The following is a 15,517-nucleotide window of genomic DNA, read 5'->3' as shown; positions in this document are numbered from 1 at the left end:
GTAAATAACCAGGAATTGCAACACACCTTTACAGAAATTGAAGTAATCGCCCGAGCCCACGCAAACCGCGACATTGCGTCGCAGGGCGCTGAGTTATATGACAAAAGTTTCATGTTGGCGTCAGGTGACAGGCGAAAAAAAGCCCCGCATACGCGAGGCTCTTTTATTGCGCAGAGGATCAGCTGCCTTTGACAGCCTTGCCGTCAACGGTGCCGTCTTGCAGCATGATGTTGTATTCCTTGCCGTCGGTCTCAACCTGACGCAGGGCAACCAGGATGCCGCCCCAGTCCTTGGCAAACCACATTTGGGTAATGCGCTTGCTTTGAGTCGGGTCACGCACGCGCTCGACCTTGATCGCATCGATGGAGCCGGCTTTGGTCTGGACCTTTTCCGGGCCAATCACGCGGAAGTCGTAGGTATCGACATCAGTACCTTCGACGACGTTGTAGCTCATGCTTTTCTTGCCGGCTGCCACATCGCGCTGCAGTGCCAACTGGTAGGTCGACTTGTCGAGCATGCCGCTTTGAAGGGCCACGTTGACCGGGTCCTTGTTTTCAAAGCCGGTGACTTTCTTGGCCGTCTGATCGAAGTCGAGGTTGATCTTCTTCGTCTTGCCCAGGCCGCCGCGTTCAAAGGTGTAGCTCACCGGCTGCAGGGCGTCTTTGTCGAAGCGAATCACGCTGGTTTCAGTCAGGCTGGCGATCATCATGGAAGCCTTGAAATTCAAGGTCCAGCTGCCGTTGTCATTCTTGGTCAGGCTGCGTTCTGCCGAACCACTCATGGGCAACTGTTTCCAGTCGGCGGTGTAGCTGGCGGAGAAAGGGTGAAGGTCTGCCGCTTGCACGGCAGGCAAGGCGAACAGCGCAAAGGCGAAGAGCAGGGCGCGACGCATAAAGTCTCCTAGGTTCGAATCAAGTGGCCGCTGGCCGCAAGTAACTGACCGTCCAATAATGCACCGTGGTCGCCAAGAATCAACCGCCCCTCAGCGAACCAGCGAACAGCCAGCGGGTAAATCCTGTGTTCCTGGGTGTGAACCCGTTGCGCAAGCGTCTGCGCAGAGTCCGCAGACTCTACCGGAACTACTGCCTGTACGACCAGAGGCCCGCCATCGAGTTCCTCGGTAACAAAGTGCACGCTGCAGCCGTGCTCGGTGTCGCCGGCCTCAAGGGCACGCTGGTGGGTGTGTAACCCTTTGTATTTGGGCAGCAGGGACGGGTGGATATTCAGCAGGCGCCCGTTGTAGTGGCGCACGAAGTCAGCGCTGAGAATGCGCATGAAACCGGCCAGTACCACGAGTTTGGGGTTGAAGGCGTCGATCAGTTCGATCAAGGCGCTGTCGAAGGCCTCGCGGCCTTCGAAAGCCTTGTGATCCAGGGAGCGGGTGTCGATGCCCGCGTCCCTGGCGCGTTGCAGGCCGTAGGCGTCGCTGCGGTTGGAGATCACCGCAGCGATGCGCACCGGGCTGTCGCCGGTGCGCGTGCTGTCGATCAGGGCCTGCAAGTTACTGCCGGTGCCGGAGAGCAGCACCACGACATCACAGGTTGCAGGCATCAGTGCGCCTTAAGGTTCTTCAGTTCAACCTGAGCCGCGCCTTCAGGAGCGGTTGCGATCTGGCCGATGACCCAAGGCTGCTCGCCGGCTTCACGCAGTACGTTCAGCGCGGTTTCAACGTGCTCTTGAGCCACGCAGATGACCATGCCCACGCCGCAGTTCAGCACGCGGTGCATCTCGGTTTCGTTGACGTTGCCTTTCTCTTGCAGCCAGTCGAAGACTGCCGGGCGCTGCCAGCTGGCCACGTCGACAATCGCCTGGGCGCCTTTAGGCAGTACGCGCGGGATGTTGTCCAGCAGGCCGCCACCGGTGATGTGGGCCATGGCCTTGACGGCGCCGGTGTCCTTGATCAGCTTGAGCAACGGCTTCACGTAGATGCGGGTCGGTGCCATCAGCAGGTCGGTCAAAGGCTTGCCGTCGAGCTGGATGGTTTCGATGTCGGCACCGGAAACTTCGATGATCTTGCGGATCAGCGAGTAGCCGTTGGAGTGCGGGCCGGACGATGGCAGGGCCAGCAGGGCGTCACCGGCAGCGACTTTGGAGCCGTCGATGATTTCGGATTTTTCTACAACGCCGACGCAGAAACCGGCCAGGTCGTAGTCTTCGCCTTCGTACATGCCTGGCATTTCAGCGGTTTCACCACCGACCAGGGAGCAGCCGGACAGTTCGCAGCCAGCGCCAATGCCGGTAACCACTTGGGTCGCGGTCTCGACGTTGAGCTTGCCGGTGGCGTAGTAGTCAAGGAAGAACAGCGGCTCGGCGCCACACACCACCAGGTCGTTCACGCACATGGCAACCAGGTCGATGCCGATGCTGTCGTGCTTGTTCAGGTTCAGTGCCAGGCGCAGCTTGGTGCCCACACCGTCGGTGCCGGAGACCAATACAGGCTGCTTGTAGCCGGCCGGGATCTCGCAGAGGGCGCCAAAACCGCCCAGGCCGCCCATGACTTCGGGGCGCGCAGTGCGCTTGGCGACGCTCTTGATGCGTTCGACCAATGCTTCACCGGCGTCGATGTCTACACCGGCGTCCTTGTAGCTCAGGGAGGGTTGCTTGCTCATGATCCAGGCCTTTAGGGGGGATTCAGGGGTAACGACCGAATGCGGCGGGAATACCGAAACCTGACGTTTCAGCATGGCCTGCCATTGACGGTCTGCGAAGGCGCGCGATTTTATCAGGCTTGAGGGGCAGCGGCCATCCTCGGGCCGACGGGCAGGGGCAATAGCTGTTAAAAAAATCGCTAATCGAGTCGGTCACGGGCCGTATTAAGGTATAGCCTTTAACTCGCTATCGTTATGACAGTACAAAAACTTACCGAGGCCCTGTGAATGTTTTGCCGGTCGCTGTGGTCACAGCCTTGCTCAACAGTGTTCACGCGGTCTGTTCCAACCGCTTATTTGTCGTTCGGGAATCTTCTTTCATGGGTCTGAGTAAATATTTTTTTGTGGGCTGCTTGTCGTTTGTCAGCCTGGCGAGTCATGCCGAAACCCTCAATGGCCTCTATCAAGTGCTGGAGCCAGTCAGCAGCCAATCTCCCCAGGAGCGTGACCAGGCGACCCAGCGTGCCCTGCAAACCCTGGTGATCCGCCTGACCGGCGACGCCAAGGCCGCCGATGGCCCGGGCCTGGCGGCGATTCGCAAAGACCCGCAACAGATCATCAGCCAATACGGCTACGACGCCGGCCCGCCGGAAAGCCTGCAAGTGGATTTCGATCCCGTCAGTACCGACCGCGCCTTGCGTGGGGCGGGCTTGGCGCTGTGGGGCAGCAACCGGCCGTCGATCCTCGGTTGGTGGCTGAACGACTCCGTCGAAGGCAGCAGCCTGGTGGGTGATGGCCAGGCCGTCGCCCAACCGCTGCGTCGCGCGGCCCAGCACCGTGGTTTGCCTTTGCGCCTGCCGCTGGGTGACCTGGACGAACAAATCGTCGCCACTGCCCCGAATCTTGAAAGCCCCGACGCCACGCCTCTGCGTGCCGCGTCCGAACGTTACGGCGCCGACGCCTTGCTGGCGGTGCATGCCCGCGAAGACGGCGGCCAATGGTCGGCCAAGTGGCGGCTGTGGTTGGGCGATAAAAGTGAGCAGGGCACCGCCACCGGTACTGACACCGCCGCGCTGGCCGACGCCGTGCTGCTGGCTGTCAGCGAACGCCTGGCACCGCGCTTTGCGGTCAAGGCCGGCGCGGCCACCAGCGATCAGTTGCTCGAAGTGCAGGGCATGAACCTGGAGCATTACGCCGCCTTGGGTCATCTGCTTGAGCCGTTTGGTGCCCAGCCGGTGCGGGTGGATGGCAGCCGCATCGTCTATCGTGTGAATGGCAGCCCCGAGCAGTTGCGCACCCAGTTGAGCTTGGCCAAGTTGCAGGAAATCCCGGCGGGTGAAGTGCCGGCTCCGCAGCCGGTGGTGGAAGGCTCGCAACCGGCGCCGGTCGAGCCGACGCCGCAGTTACGTTTTCATTGGTAAGCGTTCTTCCTTCTTATATAGAAGCAGGAAGCAAATAACAGAGGGAAGGGTTTATGGCGGATACGCGTCGTTGGGTGTGGCTTGGCGGGATTGTCCTGCTGTGCGTTTTTGTGTTCCTGCTGCATTCGATCCTGACGCCGTTCCTGGTCGCGTTACTGTTGGCCTACCTGTTCGATCCCGTGGTGGATCGCCTGGAAAAGATCGGCCTGTCACGTACCTGGGGCGTGGTGGCGGTGTTTGCGTTGTTCACCTTGATCATCACGGCGTTGGTGCTGGTGCTGGTGCCGATGCTGGCCAAGCAATTGTTCAAGCTCTATGAGCTGGCGCCACAGATGCTCGACTGGCTGCAACACACGGCCATGCCGTGGGCGCAGGCCAAGCTGGGGCTGGCAGACGGGTTCTGGAAGTTCGACAAGGTCAAGGCTGCCATCAGCGAGCACATGGGCCAGACTACCGATATCGTCGGCGTGGTGTTGAGCCAGGCGACGGCTTCGAGCCTGGCGCTGATTGGTTGGCTGACCAACCTGGTACTGATTCCGGTAGTGGCGTTCTACCTGTTGCGGGACTGGGACATCATGATGGCCAAAATCCGCGGCCTGCTGCCGCGCGACCGCGAGGAGCGCATCGTCTCCCTGGCCGGGGAATGCCATGAGGTGCTCGGCGCCTTCGTCCGTGGCCAGTTGCTGGTGATGCTGGCTCTGGGGATCATCTATGCGGCGGGGCTGATGGCTATCGGCCTGGAGCTGGGGTTGTTGATCGGCCTGATCGCCGGCCTGGCGGCCATCGTGCCGTACATGGGCTTTGTGATCGGTATTGGCGCGGCGCTGGTGGCCGGGCTGTTCCAGTTTCACGGCGACCTGTACCCGATGCTCGGGATTGTCGCGGTGTTTATGGTCGGCCAGGCCCTGGAAGGCATGGTGCTGACGCCGTTGCTGGTGGGTGACCGGATCGGTCTGCACCCAGTGGCAGTGATCTTCGCGATCCTGGCGGGCGGCGAGCTGTTCGGCTTCACCGGCATCCTCCTGGCGCTGCCGGTGGCGGCGGTGATCATGGTGCTGGTGCGCCATGTGCACGACCTGTACAAGGACTCGGACATGTACGCCGGGGTCGAGGATCCGGAGTTATAACCGCAGTATCACAAACCCGGCTCAAGGCCGGGTTTGTCGTTTATCGGCTCTGGCGTTTCGCCATTGCGTCAAACAATCTCCACCAAATCCAACAAGTTAACGCAAACCTTTGATTTTGCTTGTGGTCTGCTGCATTGTGCGCCCGGCGTCACGGGTATAAACTTTGCAAACTTTACACAGAGGTCACTAACGGTTCGATTGGAGCCGTTCAGTCAGCATGAAACCGATTCAGCTGCCCCTAGGTGTGCGTCTGCGTGACGACGCTACCTTTATCAATTACTACCCAGGCGCCAATGCCGCTGCACTCGGCTATGTCGAGCGGCTCTGCGAAGCCGACGCCGGGTGGACCGAAAGCCTGATCTACCTCTGGGGCAAGCATGGCGTGGGGCGTACCCACTTGTTACAGGCCGCTTGCCTGCGCTTCGAGCAGATGGGGGAGCCAGCAGTTTACTTGCCGCTGGCGGAGCTACTGGACCGTGGTATCGAGATCCTCGACAACCTTGAGCAATACGAACTGGTTTGTCTGGACGACTTGCACGCGGTAGCGGGGCGGGCGGATTGGGAAGAGGCGCTGTTCCATCTGTTCAACCGCTTGCGTGACAGCGGCCGGCGTTTGTTGATTGCCGCGTCCACCTCGCCACGTGAGTTGCCGGTGAAGCTGGCCGACTTGAAGTCGCGGCTGACCCTGGCACTGATCTTCCAGATGCGCCCGTTGTCCGACGAAGACAAATTGCGTGCCCTGCAACTGCGTGCGTCCCGCCGCGGGCTGCACCTGACCGACGAGGTCGGGCATTTTATCCTCACTCGCGGCACCCGTAGCATGAGCGCACTATTCGACTTGCTCGAACAGCTCGATCAGGCCTCCTTGCAGGCCCAGCGCAAGCTGACGATTCCCTTCCTTAAAGAAACCCTGGGCTGGTAGCCAGCCCTTTAAAATCGGGGCTTCCGGCAAATTCCAGGCGTCAGAAAACCCGCGTTTTGGCCGTTTTGGCCACGCAAATGGGTCGAATAGGGTGTTAAGGGCTTAGATGTCATAGTCCAAACAAGAAGTCACATAGATCACGATTGAATTTGCAAATCGATGTGATAGAGGGCATAGTCTCGGCTTCTTTACACATCAGCCACGGTCGTGCCCATGCTAAATCGCTTCGCACCCCTCGTGCCTCTCGCACTCGTTACCCTGTTGTTTGGTTGCGCCACCCACACTCAAAACGTGGCTGAGCAGCAAAAACCAGCACAACAGTCCCAGGCAAAATTCGTTGCATCCCAATCTTCTACTGTTTACGAAGAAGAGATCGCAACCGAAAAAGAACTCGCCGACTTCGCCGGCAGCAAGCCTTACCAGCTTCCAGTTCTGGCCGACAGCATTCTCGAACGTGGCATGTCCCTGATCGGTACCCGTTACCGTTTCGGCGGTACCTCTGAAGCCGGTTTCGACTGCAGCGGTTTCATCGGCTACCTGTTCCGTGAGGAAGCCGGCATGAATCTGCCGCGCTCCACCCGCGAAATGATCAACGTGGATGCACCGTTGGTCGCGCGGAACAACCTCAAGCCCGGTGATCTGCTTTTCTTTAGTACGGCCGGCCGTGGTCGTGTCAGCCACGCCGGTATCTACCTGGGCGACAACCAGTTTATCCACTCCAGCAGCCGCCGCAGCGGTGGTGTACGAGTCGACAACCTGGGTGACAGTTACTGGAGCAAAACCTTCATCGAAGCCAAGCGCGCCCTGGCGATGGCTCCGACTACCGTTACCGCCAGCAAGTAAAGTTAAAGTGATACTTGAAGTTTGACGTGTAAGCGCTAGAATCCCTGGACATTGTTGTAAATCGATCGCGCGAGCTTTGCTTGCGCGTTCTGTTTTTCAACGTTCGGCAGCGAAAGCCGCATCCAGATCAGGATTGTTCTGCCCATGTCGACCTCGGCCCGCCTAATTCTTCTCGTTTGCGCCGCGCTGCTCAGCGCCTGCGCAAGTCGTCCTCCGCCTGCTCCCGTGGCCGTCAAGCCCAAGCCGGTGTTCAATACCTACGCTACCCAAAATTTCTCGCCTGCGGCCGAAGATGTGCTCTTTCGTGCGCTGGGCCTGGTCGGCACGCCTTATCGTTGGGGCGGCAACACGCCGGACTCGGGGTTTGATTGCAGCGGCTTGATCGGTTTCGTCTACCGTGATGCCGCGGGCATCTCCCTGCCGCGTACCACCCGCGAGCTGATCGTGATGCGCGCCCAGGACGTGAGCGAAAACAACCTGCAAACCGGCGACCTGATCTTCTTCGCCACCGGTGGCGGCTCGCAGGTCAGCCACGCCGGGATCTACGTGGGTGAAGGGCGCTTTGTGCATGCGCCGCAAACCGGCGGTACGGTGAAGCTGGACACGCTGTCCAAGGCCTATTGGCAGAATGCCTACCTGAGCGCCAAGCGCGTGTTGCCGGCCGATCGCCTGGCACGAAACCCGTAAGCAAAAACAACTGTGGGAGCCTAAGGCTCCCACAGTGCTTTTCAGGGTCGGCTATTTAGCCGCCGACACTCGCCACACTTTGTTCCCCACATCGTCCGCCACCAACAAATCCCCTTGCTTGTCGATCACCACGCCGACCGGACGGCCCATGGCTTTCTCATCGCTGTTGAGGAACCCGGTCAGCACATCCACCGGCTGGCCTTTGGGCTTGCCGGCCTCAAACGGCACAAAGATCACTTTGTAGCCACTGTGAGGCTTGCGGTTCCACGAACCATGTTGGCCGATAAACGCGCCATTGCTGAATTGAGCGGGTAACTTGCTGCCGTCGGCAAAGGTCAGCCCGAGCGAGGCTGTGTGTGGGCCTACCGCATAATCCGGTGCAATCGCTTTGGCTACCAGGTCCAGGTTCTGCGGTGTGACCCGCACATCCACGTGCTGCCCGTAGTAACTGAATGGCCAGCCGTAGAAGGCGCCATCCTTGACCGAGGTGATGTAGTCCGGCACCAGGTCGCTGCCGATTTCATCGCGCTCGTTGACCGCCGTCCATAGCGCGCCGCTTTGCGGCTCCCAGGCCATGCCGTTGGGGTTGCGCAGGCCGGAGGCGAAGATGCGGTGCTGGCCGGTGGCGCGGTCCACTTCCCAGATCGCGGCCCGGCCTTGTTCGGCTTCCAGGCCGTTTTCCCCGACGTTGCTGTTGGAGCCCACGCTGACGTACAGCTTGCTGCCGTCTTTGCTGGCGATCACGTTCTTGGTCCAGTGATGGTTAATGCTGCCGCCCGGCAAGTCGGTGACGGTGGTGCCGGCGTCCTTGATCGAGGTTTCCCCTGGCTGATAAGGGAAGCGCAGCAATTTGTCCGAATCGGCGACATACAGGTCGTTGCCCACCAGCGTCATGCCGAACGGCGAGTTCAGGTTCTCCAGGAACACCGTACGGGTTTCGGCCACACCGTCGTGGTCGGCGTCCCGCAACAGGGTGATGCGGTTCGGGCTCGGCACGCCGGCCCCGGCACGCCCCATGACTTTCTCCATCACCCAGCCACGAATGCCCTTGGCATCATCCGGCTTGGGCGGCGCGTTGGTTTCCGCCACCAGCACGTCGCCATTGGGCAGCACGTACAGCCAGCGCGGGTGATCCAGGCCTTCGGCAAACGCTGCCACCTGAGTACCCGCCGCGGGAGTCGGCTTGGCGCCTTCGGGCCAGCCGATGGCCGTGGCGATATTCACCGTGGGGATCAGGGTTTTATTCGGCTCGGGTAGTTTGGGCGAGGGCCCGGTGCCGTCGGACACCTGAAGGGTAGAGCTTTCACCACAGGCGGCGAGGGTGCCGGCGACCATGATCAGTAGGGCAAGTCGGGTCTTGTGCATGGTTTTCTCCTTAATACCTGTAGTGGTAGAGGCGCACAGCGGCCCGATGGTTCACGCGCATGTCCGGCTTTAATTGACGCTCCACCCCCAACCCACTAACCTTCGCGGCTTGTTTCAGGTGCTCTGTGGCGTACGCGTCGACTGAGTGAAACAGGGAAGCCGGTGAGTGAGCGCATTTTTCTACAGTGCCGCCACGATCCCGGCGCTGCCCCCGCAACGGTAAATGAGTCAAGACGGTGCCTTAAGCCACTGTATCGCCCGCGATATGGGAAGGCGCACCCTCGGCATCCAATGCCACTCATGAGCCCGGAGACCGGCCTGATCCATCCAACAGCATCACGGTGGGCGATGCTTGGCTGTCTGTATGTGTCTTTTTCCTGCCCGCCGTTTTTGTCCAGCCCCAACGGAGAGCTGCCATGACTGAATCCCCCGATCGTGACGAACGCCACCTGGCGCGCATGCTGCGCAAAAAAGCCGTGATTGATGAGCGCATTGCCAATTCACCGAACGAGTGCGGGTTGCTGCTGGTGCTCACCGGCAATGGCAAGGGCAAGAGCAGCTCCGCTTTCGGCATGCTGGCCCGGGCCATGGGCCACGGCATGCAGTGCGGTGTGGTGCAGTTCATCAAGGGCCGCAACAGCACCGGTGAAGAACTGTTCTTCCGGCGTTTCCCCGAGCAGGTGCGCTTCCACGTGATGGGCGAAGGTTTTACCTGGGAAACCCAGGACCGTGCGCGCGACATCGTGGCCGCCGAAGCCGCCTGGGCGGTCTCCCGGGAAATGCTGCAGAACCCGGCCATTGGCCTGGTGGTGCTGGACGAGCTGAACATCGCCCTCAAGCACGGCTACCTCGACCTGGACCAGGTGCTCAGCGACCTGCAGGCCCGCCCGCCCATGCAGCACGTGCTGGTGACCGGCCGTGGCGCCAAACCCGAATTGATCGAAATGGCCGACACCGTGACTGAAATGGGCATGCTCAAGCACGCCTTCCAGGCCGGTATCAAGGCGCAGAAAGGCATCGAACTTTGAATCAGCCCCGTCACTGTCCTGCTGTCCTGATCGCCGCACCGGCGTCCGGCCAGGGCAAAACCACCGTCACCGCCGCGCTGGCCCGTTTGCACCGCAACCTGGGGCGCAAGGTGCGGGTATTCAAATGCGGCCCGGACTTTCTCGACCCGATGATCCACGAGCGCGCCAGTGGTGCGCCGGTCTATCAATTGGACATGTGGATGGTGGGCGAGCAGGAAAGTCGCCGGTTGCTGTGGGAAGCGGCGGGGGAAGCCGACCTGATCCTGATCGAAGGCGTGATGGGCCTGTTCGACGGCACGCCGTCCAGCGCCGACCTGGCGCGGCACTTTGGCGTGCCGGTACTGGCGGTGATCGACGGCACGGCCATGGCCCAGACCTTCGGCGCCCTGGCATTGGGCCTGGCGCGCTACCAGCCGGACCTGCCGTTTGCCGGCGTGCTGGCCAACCGTGTTGGTACGCTGCGCCATGCGCAATTGCTCGAAGGCAGCCTTACCGAAGGCCTGCGCTGGTACGGCGCGCTGTCCCGGGAAACCGGCATCGAATTGCCCAGCCGCCACCTTGGCCTGGTGCAGGCCAGCGAACTGAACGACCTTGATCTGCGCCTCGACGCCGCCGCCCAGGCCTTGGGCAGCAGTTGCGAGGTAGCGCTGCCACCGCCGGTGGAATTCGCCGCACCCGAGGTGATCGAGACCCAACCGTTGCTGGCCGGCGTGCGCATTGCCGTGGCCCGCGACGAAGCCTTCGCCTTTACCTACGGCGCCAGCCTCGACCTGCTGCGGGCGATGGGCGCCGAACTGTGCTTCTTCTCGCCGATTCGCGACCGCGCGCTGCCCGAAGCCGACAGCCTCTACCTGCCGGGCGGTTACCCGGAACTGCATCACCAGGCGCTGTCGGAAAATACCCCGATGCTGGACGCCATTCGCGCCCATCACGCTGCAGGCAAACCGCTGCTGGCCGAATGCGGCGGCATGCTCTATCTGCTGGATTCGCTCACCGATGTCGACGGCACCCGTGCCGAACTGGTCGGGCTGCTCCAGGGTGATGCCGTGATGCAAAAGCGTCTGGCGGCACTGGCCCTGCAAAACGTCGAACTGCCCGAAGGCCTGTTGCGCGGCCACACCTACCATCATTCGTTGACCAGCACCGAGTGGCAGCCGATTGCCCGCGGCCTGAGCCCGAATGGCGGGCGCGGCGCCGAGGCGGTTTATCGTCAGGGCCGGATGACGGCTTCCTACGTGCACTTTTACTTCCCGTCCAACCCGACAGCGGTGGCTGCCCTGTTTGCGCCAAGCCTTGAGACCGCCATCGCAGGCAAGCCCGCTCCCACAGTTGACCGAGTTGAAACGCAATCTACTGTGGGAGCGGGCTTGCTCGCGAAGAGGCCATGACTGACAACGCCTTTCCCCAGGCCGACCGCGAAGCCGTCTACCGCGCCATCGCCGAACGCCGCGACATGCGCCACTTCAGCGGCGGCACCGTCGCGCCTGAATTGCTCCACCGCCTGCTGCAAGCCGCTCACCAGGCGCCGAGCGTCGGCTTGATGCAGCCCTGGCGTTTTATCCGCATCAGCGACCGCAACCTGCGCGGGCGGATCCAGCAGTTGGTGGAAGAAGAACGCGTACGCACCGCCGAAGCCCTCGGCGAGCGCTCCGACCAGTTCATGAAGCTCAAGGTCGAAGGCATCAACGACTGCGCCGAAGTACTGGTGGCAGCGTTGATGGACGATCGCGAACGGTATATTTTCGGGCGCCGCACCTTGCCGGAAATGGACATGGCCTCGTTGTCCTGCGCGATCCAGAATCTATGGCTGGCAGCCCGGGTCGAAGGGCTGGGCATGGGCTGGGTCTCGCTGTTCGAGCCCCAGGCCCTGGCCGACCTGCTGGGCCTGCCGCCCGGCGCCAAGCCGTTGGCCGTGCTGTGCCTGGGCCCGGTGACCGAGTTCTACCCGGCACCGATGTTGCAGCTCGAAGGCTGGACCGAACCACGGCCACTGAGTGACATGTTGTATGAGAATGTTTGGGGAGTGAGTCAATGAGTGTGGCCTTGCTGAGTGTCGCTGCGGTGGCGCTGGATGCGCTGCTGGGCGAGCCCAGGCGCTGGCATCCGCTGGTGGCGTTCGGCAATTTTGCCGGGCGCATCGAGCAGCGTTTCAACTCCGGCGGCCGTGGCTGGCGCAGTCATGGGGTCACCGCGTGGGTGATCGCGGTGGTGCCGTTGACCCTGTTGGCCACGGCCCTCTCGTGGGCGCCGTATATCGGCTGGGTATTGGAAATCCTTGCGCTGTACTGCGCCCTGGGCATGCGCAGCCTCGGCGAACACGTGCTGCCGGTGGCGCAGGCGCTGCGCAGCGATGACCTGGACGAGGCACGCCAACGCGTCAGCTACCTGGTGAGCCGCCAGACCAGCGAACTGGACCAAACGGAAGTCGCCCGCGCGGCCACCGAATCGGTGCTGGAAAACGGCAGCGATGCAGTGTTCGCTGCACTGTTCTGGTTTGTGGTGGCTGGCGTGCCCGGTGTAGTGCTCTATCGGTTGAGCAACACCCTGGATGCCATGTGGGGCTATCGCAATGAACGCTTTGAGCGTTTCGGCTGGGCCGCGGCAAAGATCGACGACGTGCTCAACTACATTCCGGCGCGCCTGGTGGCGTTGACCTACGCGCTGCTGGGCAAAACCCGCCTGGCCCTCAAATGCTGGCGCACTCAGGGTCCGACCTGGGACAGCCCCAACGCCGGCCCGGTGATGGCGGCAGGTGCCGGCGCCCTCGGCGTGGAGCTGGGTGGTGCAGCGATTTATCACGGCGAGTTGCACCAGCGCCCGCAACTGGGCGAAGGCCCGCCGGCAGATGCGGATTCCATCGAGCGCGGCTGGCAACTGGTGCAACGCGGCGTGTGGCTGTGGTTGTTGATCCTGTGTGTGGGGGCTGAATTTTATGCTTGAGCACGGTGGCCGCCTGCGCAAGGCGGCGTTGCAATACGGCATTCCGGAGGCCGATTGGCTCGACCTGTCCAGCGGCCTGGCGCCGTGGCCGTTCCCGATCCCGGACATCCCGCTGCGGGCCTGGGCGCGCCTGCCTGAAACCGATGACGGCCTGGAACAGGCCGCCTGCGAATATTACGGCGCGACCCACGTACTGCCAGTGGCCGGATCCCAGGCCGCGATCCAGTTATTGCCGCGCCTGCGCCGGACGGGCAAGGTCGGGGTGCTGTCGCCGTGCTACGCCGAGCATGCTGAAGCCTGGCGTCGCGCCGGCTATATCGTGCGCGAAGTGTTGGAGCAGGAAGTCGACTTCTTCCTCGACAGCCTCGACGTATTGGTGGTGGTCAACCCCAACAACCCCACCGGCCTGAGCCTGACGCCACAACGCCTGCTGGACTGGCATGCACGGTTGGCCCAGCGTGGCGGCTGGCTGGTGGTGGACGAAGCGTTTATGGACATCACCCCGCAACTGAGCCTGGCGAGCCAAGCCCATCAGGTTGGCCTGATTGTGCTGCGCTCCTTTGGCAAATTCTTCGGTCTGGCCGGCGTGCGGCTAGGGTTTGTGCTGGCCGAGCGCAAGCTGCTCAAGCTGCTTGCCGAACAGGTGGGGCCGTGGGCGGTCAGTGGGCCGACGCGGGTGCTTGGGCAAGCATGCCTGCGTGATACCGCCGGCCATGCGCAACAGCGGTTGCGTTGCGAGTCGGCCAGCCAGCGTCTGTTTGACCTGCTTGAACGCCATGGCCTGCGGCCTCAGGGTGGCTGCGCGTTGTTCCAGTGGATGATCACCGACCGCGCCGGGCAGTTGCATGAATTCCTGGCCCAGCGCGGGATTCTGCTGCGCCTGTTTGTCGACAACAGCAGTCTGCGTTTCGGCCTGCCGGATACCGAGGCCGACTGGCTGCGGCTCGATCAGGCGCTAAGCGCCTACAAGGAAGCCCCATGAGTACCTTGATGGTGCAGGGCACCACATCCGACGCGGGCAAAAGCACGCTGGTGACCGCACTTTGCCGCTGGCTGGTGCGCCAGGGCATACCGGTGGTGCCCTTCAAGCCGCAGAACATGGCGCTCAACAGCGCCGTGACTGCCGAAGGCGGCGAAATCGGCCGAGCCCAAGCGGTGCAGGCCCAGGCCGCCAACCTGGCGCCCCACACCGACATGAACCCGGTGCTGCTCAAACCCAACAGCGACACGGGCTCCCAAGTGATTATCCATGGGCGCGCCGTGACCACCATGAATGCGGTGGCTTATCACGATTACAAAGCCATCGCGATGCAGGCGGTGTTGGCCTCCCATGCGCGGTTGAGTGCGGCGTATCCGGTGGTGATGGTCGAGGGCGCGGGTTCGCCGGCCGAGATCAATCTGCGGGCGAACGACATTGCCAACATGGGCTTTGCCGAAGCGGTGGACTGCCCGGTGCTGTTGATTGCCGACATCAATCGTGGCGGGGTGTTTGCGCACCTTGTGGGTACGCTGGAATTGTTGTCGCCGAGCGAACAGGCGCGGGTCAAAGGCTTCATCATCAACCGGTTTCGCGGGGATATTGCGCTGTTGCAGCCGGGGCTGGATTGGCTGGAAGCGCGTACCGGCAAGCCGGTGGTGGGGGTGTTGCCGTATGTGATGGATTTGCATCTGGAGGCTGAGGACGGCATCGACCAGCGCCAGATCGACAAGGCGGCGCAGGTGCTCAAGGTGGTGGTGCCGGTATTGCCGCGGATCAGTAATCACACGGATTTTGATCCGTTGCGGTTGCATCCGCAGGTGGATTTGCAGTTTGTGGGACCGGGGCAGGCGATTCCTGCGGCGGACCTGATTATTTTGCCGGGCTCGAAGAGTGTGCGCAGTGATTTGGCGTATTTGCGGGCCAATGGGTGGGACACGGCGGTGGCGCGGCATCTGCGTTATGGCGGGAAGGTGTTGGGGATTTGTGGTGGGTTGCAGATGCTCGGGGAGCAGGTGCATGACCCGCTTGGGTTGGAAGGGCCTTGCGGGTCGAGTGTGGGGTTGGGGTTGTTGGCGTTCAGTACGACGCTTGCGCAGGAGAAGCAGCTGCGTAATGTGCGGGGGCGGTTGTTGCTGGAGGATGCCGAGGTGAGTGGGTATGAGATCCACGCGGGCGTTACCAGTGGCGCTGGCTTGGTGCGGGCTGCGGTGCAGTTGGACGATGGGCGTCGGGATGGGGCGCAGAGTGAGGATGGGCAGGTTCTTGGGACCTATTTGCATGGGGTGTTTGAGAACCCAGCGGCGTGTGGGGCGTTGTTGCGGTGGGCTGGGTTGGAGGATGTGCAATCGGTGGATTATCACGGGTTGCGGGAGCGGGATATTGAGCGGTTGGCGGATTTGGTAGAGCGGCATTTGGATACGGGTTTGTTGCGTTCGTTGTGTGGGGTTTGAGTTGGTTGTAATGGACCGTGTACATATCCGTTGCTGCGGTAACGGCCGCTTAGGGTTCCGCTCTTACAGCGGGTCACTTTTGGCAAACGCCCCAAAAGTAACCAAAAGGTCTTTGCCCCACCACTCGGTGCCTCGCTTAGGCTCGGCATGCCCGCACTCCGGCACG

The 15,517-nt window shown here is 62.0% G+C and carries 15 protein-coding genes and 1 riboswitch; of the genes, 11 read left to right on the top strand and 4 right to left on the bottom strand.

Annotated features, from left to right (window positions below; translation table 11 throughout):
• Positions 1-178: 178 nt before the first annotated feature.
• From SNL23_RS12165 to purM, 3 genes are read right to left on the bottom strand one after another with little or no spacing between them, the layout of a single operon-like run.
• Entirely contained in the window at positions 179-892 is a 714-nt protein-coding gene (locus tag SNL23_RS12165) for a DUF3108 domain-containing protein (RefSeq protein WP_003210742.1), read from the bottom strand.
• 8 nt (positions 893-900) lie between these two features.
• On the bottom strand, positions 901-1,551 hold the full coding sequence (purN, locus tag SNL23_RS12160; protein ID WP_017479128.1) for a phosphoribosylglycinamide formyltransferase: 651 nt from the start codon (positions 1,549-1,551) through the stop codon (positions 901-903).
• Positions 1,551-2,609: a phosphoribosylformylglycinamidine cyclo-ligase gene (gene purM / locus SNL23_RS12155; protein WP_063032448.1), complete on the bottom strand. Its 1,059-nt coding sequence runs from the start codon at positions 2,607-2,609 to the stop codon at positions 1,551-1,553. Before purM ends, purN begins: the two co-directional genes overlap by 1 nt.
• 359 nt (positions 2,610-2,968) lie before the next feature.
• On the opposite strand from purM, the gene SNL23_RS12150 reads away from it, so the two are divergent.
• From SNL23_RS12150 to SNL23_RS12130, 5 genes are all read left to right on the top strand, one after another.
• Entirely contained in the window at positions 2,969-4,009 is a 1,041-nt protein-coding gene (locus SNL23_RS12150; RefSeq protein WP_318302359.1) for a DUF2066 domain-containing protein, read from the top strand.
• 53 nt (positions 4,010-4,062) lie between these two features.
• Positions 4,063-5,136 carry an AI-2E family transporter gene (locus SNL23_RS12145; protein WP_076014750.1) on the top strand — a complete coding sequence of 358 codons (1,074 nt, stop codon included), beginning with the start codon at positions 4,063-4,065 and terminating at the stop codon, positions 5,134-5,136.
• Between the two features lie 217 nt (positions 5,137-5,353).
• Positions 5,354-6,058, top strand: coding sequence for a DnaA regulatory inactivator Hda (gene hda / locus SNL23_RS12140; RefSeq protein ID WP_076014749.1), 705 nt, complete (start codon positions 5,354-5,356; stop codon positions 6,056-6,058).
• A gap of 213 nt (positions 6,059-6,271) precedes the next feature.
• Entirely contained in the window at positions 6,272-6,901 is a 630-nt protein-coding gene (locus tag SNL23_RS12135) for a C40 family peptidase (RefSeq protein ID WP_076014748.1), read from the top strand.
• A 144-nt stretch (positions 6,902-7,045) separates the two neighbouring features.
• Positions 7,046-7,588 (top strand): C40 family peptidase, encoded by a 543-nt coding sequence (locus SNL23_RS12130; protein ID WP_076014747.1) that lies wholly within the window; start codon positions 7,046-7,048, stop codon positions 7,586-7,588.
• A 51-nt stretch (positions 7,589-7,639) separates the two neighbouring features.
• Here the strand turns inward: SNL23_RS12130 and SNL23_RS12125 are convergent, their stop codons facing one another.
• Positions 7,640-8,953, bottom strand: a complete 1,314-nt coding sequence (locus SNL23_RS12125) for a PQQ-dependent sugar dehydrogenase (RefSeq protein WP_167662681.1) — start codon at positions 8,951-8,953, stop codon at positions 7,640-7,642.
• A 99-nt stretch (positions 8,954-9,052) separates the two neighbouring features.
• Positions 9,053-9,289, top strand: a riboswitch (cobalamin riboswitch).
• An 80-nt stretch (positions 9,290-9,369) separates the two neighbouring features.
• Here SNL23_RS12125 and cobO point away from each other — a divergent pair.
• The 6 genes from cobO to SNL23_RS12095 are packed head-to-tail and all read left to right on the top strand — an operon-like array spanning position 9,370 to position 15,351.
• Complete coding sequence (gene cobO, locus SNL23_RS12120) at positions 9,370-9,981, top strand: cob(I)yrinic acid a,c-diamide adenosyltransferase (RefSeq protein WP_003210751.1); 612 nt, start codon at positions 9,370-9,372, stop codon at positions 9,979-9,981.
• Positions 9,978-11,369: a cobyrinate a,c-diamide synthase gene (locus tag SNL23_RS12115; RefSeq protein WP_167662680.1), complete on the top strand. Its 1,392-nt coding sequence runs from the start codon at positions 9,978-9,980 to the stop codon at positions 11,367-11,369. Before cobO ends, SNL23_RS12115 begins: the two co-directional genes overlap by 4 nt.
• Positions 11,366-12,016, top strand: coding sequence for a 5,6-dimethylbenzimidazole synthase (gene bluB / locus SNL23_RS12110; RefSeq protein ID WP_076014744.1), 651 nt, complete (start codon positions 11,366-11,368; stop codon positions 12,014-12,016). Before SNL23_RS12115 ends, bluB begins: the two co-directional genes overlap by 4 nt.
• A complete protein-coding gene (gene cbiB / locus SNL23_RS12105) occupies positions 12,013-12,921 on the top strand; it encodes an adenosylcobinamide-phosphate synthase CbiB (RefSeq protein WP_167662678.1) in 909 nt (302 codons plus the stop codon). Before bluB ends, cbiB begins: the two co-directional genes overlap by 4 nt.
• A complete protein-coding gene (gene cobD, locus SNL23_RS12100) occupies positions 12,914-13,903 on the top strand; it encodes a threonine-phosphate decarboxylase CobD (protein ID WP_167662677.1) in 990 nt (329 codons plus the stop codon). Before cbiB ends, cobD begins: the two co-directional genes overlap by 8 nt.
• Complete coding sequence (locus SNL23_RS12095) at positions 13,900-15,351, top strand: cobyric acid synthase (RefSeq protein ID WP_318302358.1); 1,452 nt, start codon at positions 13,900-13,902, stop codon at positions 15,349-15,351. The genes cobD and SNL23_RS12095 overlap by 4 nt, the downstream gene beginning before the upstream one ends.
• Positions 15,352-15,517 lie beyond the last annotated feature (166 nt).

The organism is Pseudomonas sp. SED1, from assembly GCF_034044025.1.
Lineage (GTDB): Bacteria > Pseudomonadota > Gammaproteobacteria > Pseudomonadales > Pseudomonadaceae > Aquipseudomonas.
This window is presented reverse-complemented; position numbering and strand designations above follow the sequence as displayed.

Coding starts and splice junctions, on each gene's coding strand:
- SNL23_RS12165 (WP_003210742.1), bottom strand. CDS start 892: ATGCGTCGCGCCCTGCTCTTCGCCTTTGCGCTGTTCGCCTTGCCTGCC.
- purN (WP_017479128.1), bottom strand. CDS start 1,551: ATGCCTGCAACCTGTGATGTCGTGGTGCTGCTCTCCGGCACCGGCAGT.
- purM (WP_063032448.1), bottom strand. CDS start 2,609: ATGAGCAAGCAACCCTCCCTGAGCTACAAGGACGCCGGTGTAGACATC.
- SNL23_RS12150 (WP_318302359.1), top strand. CDS start 2,969: ATGGGTCTGAGTAAATATTTTTTTGTGGGCTGCTTGTCGTTTGTCAGC.
- SNL23_RS12145 (WP_076014750.1), top strand. CDS start 4,063: ATGGCGGATACGCGTCGTTGGGTGTGGCTTGGCGGGATTGTCCTGCTG.
- hda (WP_076014749.1), top strand. CDS start 5,354: ATGAAACCGATTCAGCTGCCCCTAGGTGTGCGTCTGCGTGACGACGCT.
- SNL23_RS12135 (WP_076014748.1), top strand. CDS start 6,272: ATGCTAAATCGCTTCGCACCCCTCGTGCCTCTCGCACTCGTTACCCTG.
- SNL23_RS12130 (WP_076014747.1), top strand. CDS start 7,046: ATGTCGACCTCGGCCCGCCTAATTCTTCTCGTTTGCGCCGCGCTGCTC.
- SNL23_RS12125 (WP_167662681.1), bottom strand. CDS start 8,953: ATGCACAAGACCCGACTTGCCCTACTGATCATGGTCGCCGGCACCCTC.
- cobO (WP_003210751.1), top strand. CDS start 9,370: ATGACTGAATCCCCCGATCGTGACGAACGCCACCTGGCGCGCATGCTG.
- bluB (WP_076014744.1), top strand. CDS start 11,366: ATGACTGACAACGCCTTTCCCCAGGCCGACCGCGAAGCCGTCTACCGC.
- cbiB (WP_167662678.1), top strand. CDS start 12,013: ATGAGTGTGGCCTTGCTGAGTGTCGCTGCGGTGGCGCTGGATGCGCTG.
- cobD (WP_167662677.1), top strand. CDS start 12,914: ATGCTTGAGCACGGTGGCCGCCTGCGCAAGGCGGCGTTGCAATACGGC.
- SNL23_RS12095 (WP_318302358.1), top strand. CDS start 13,900: ATGAGTACCTTGATGGTGCAGGGCACCACATCCGACGCGGGCAAAAGC.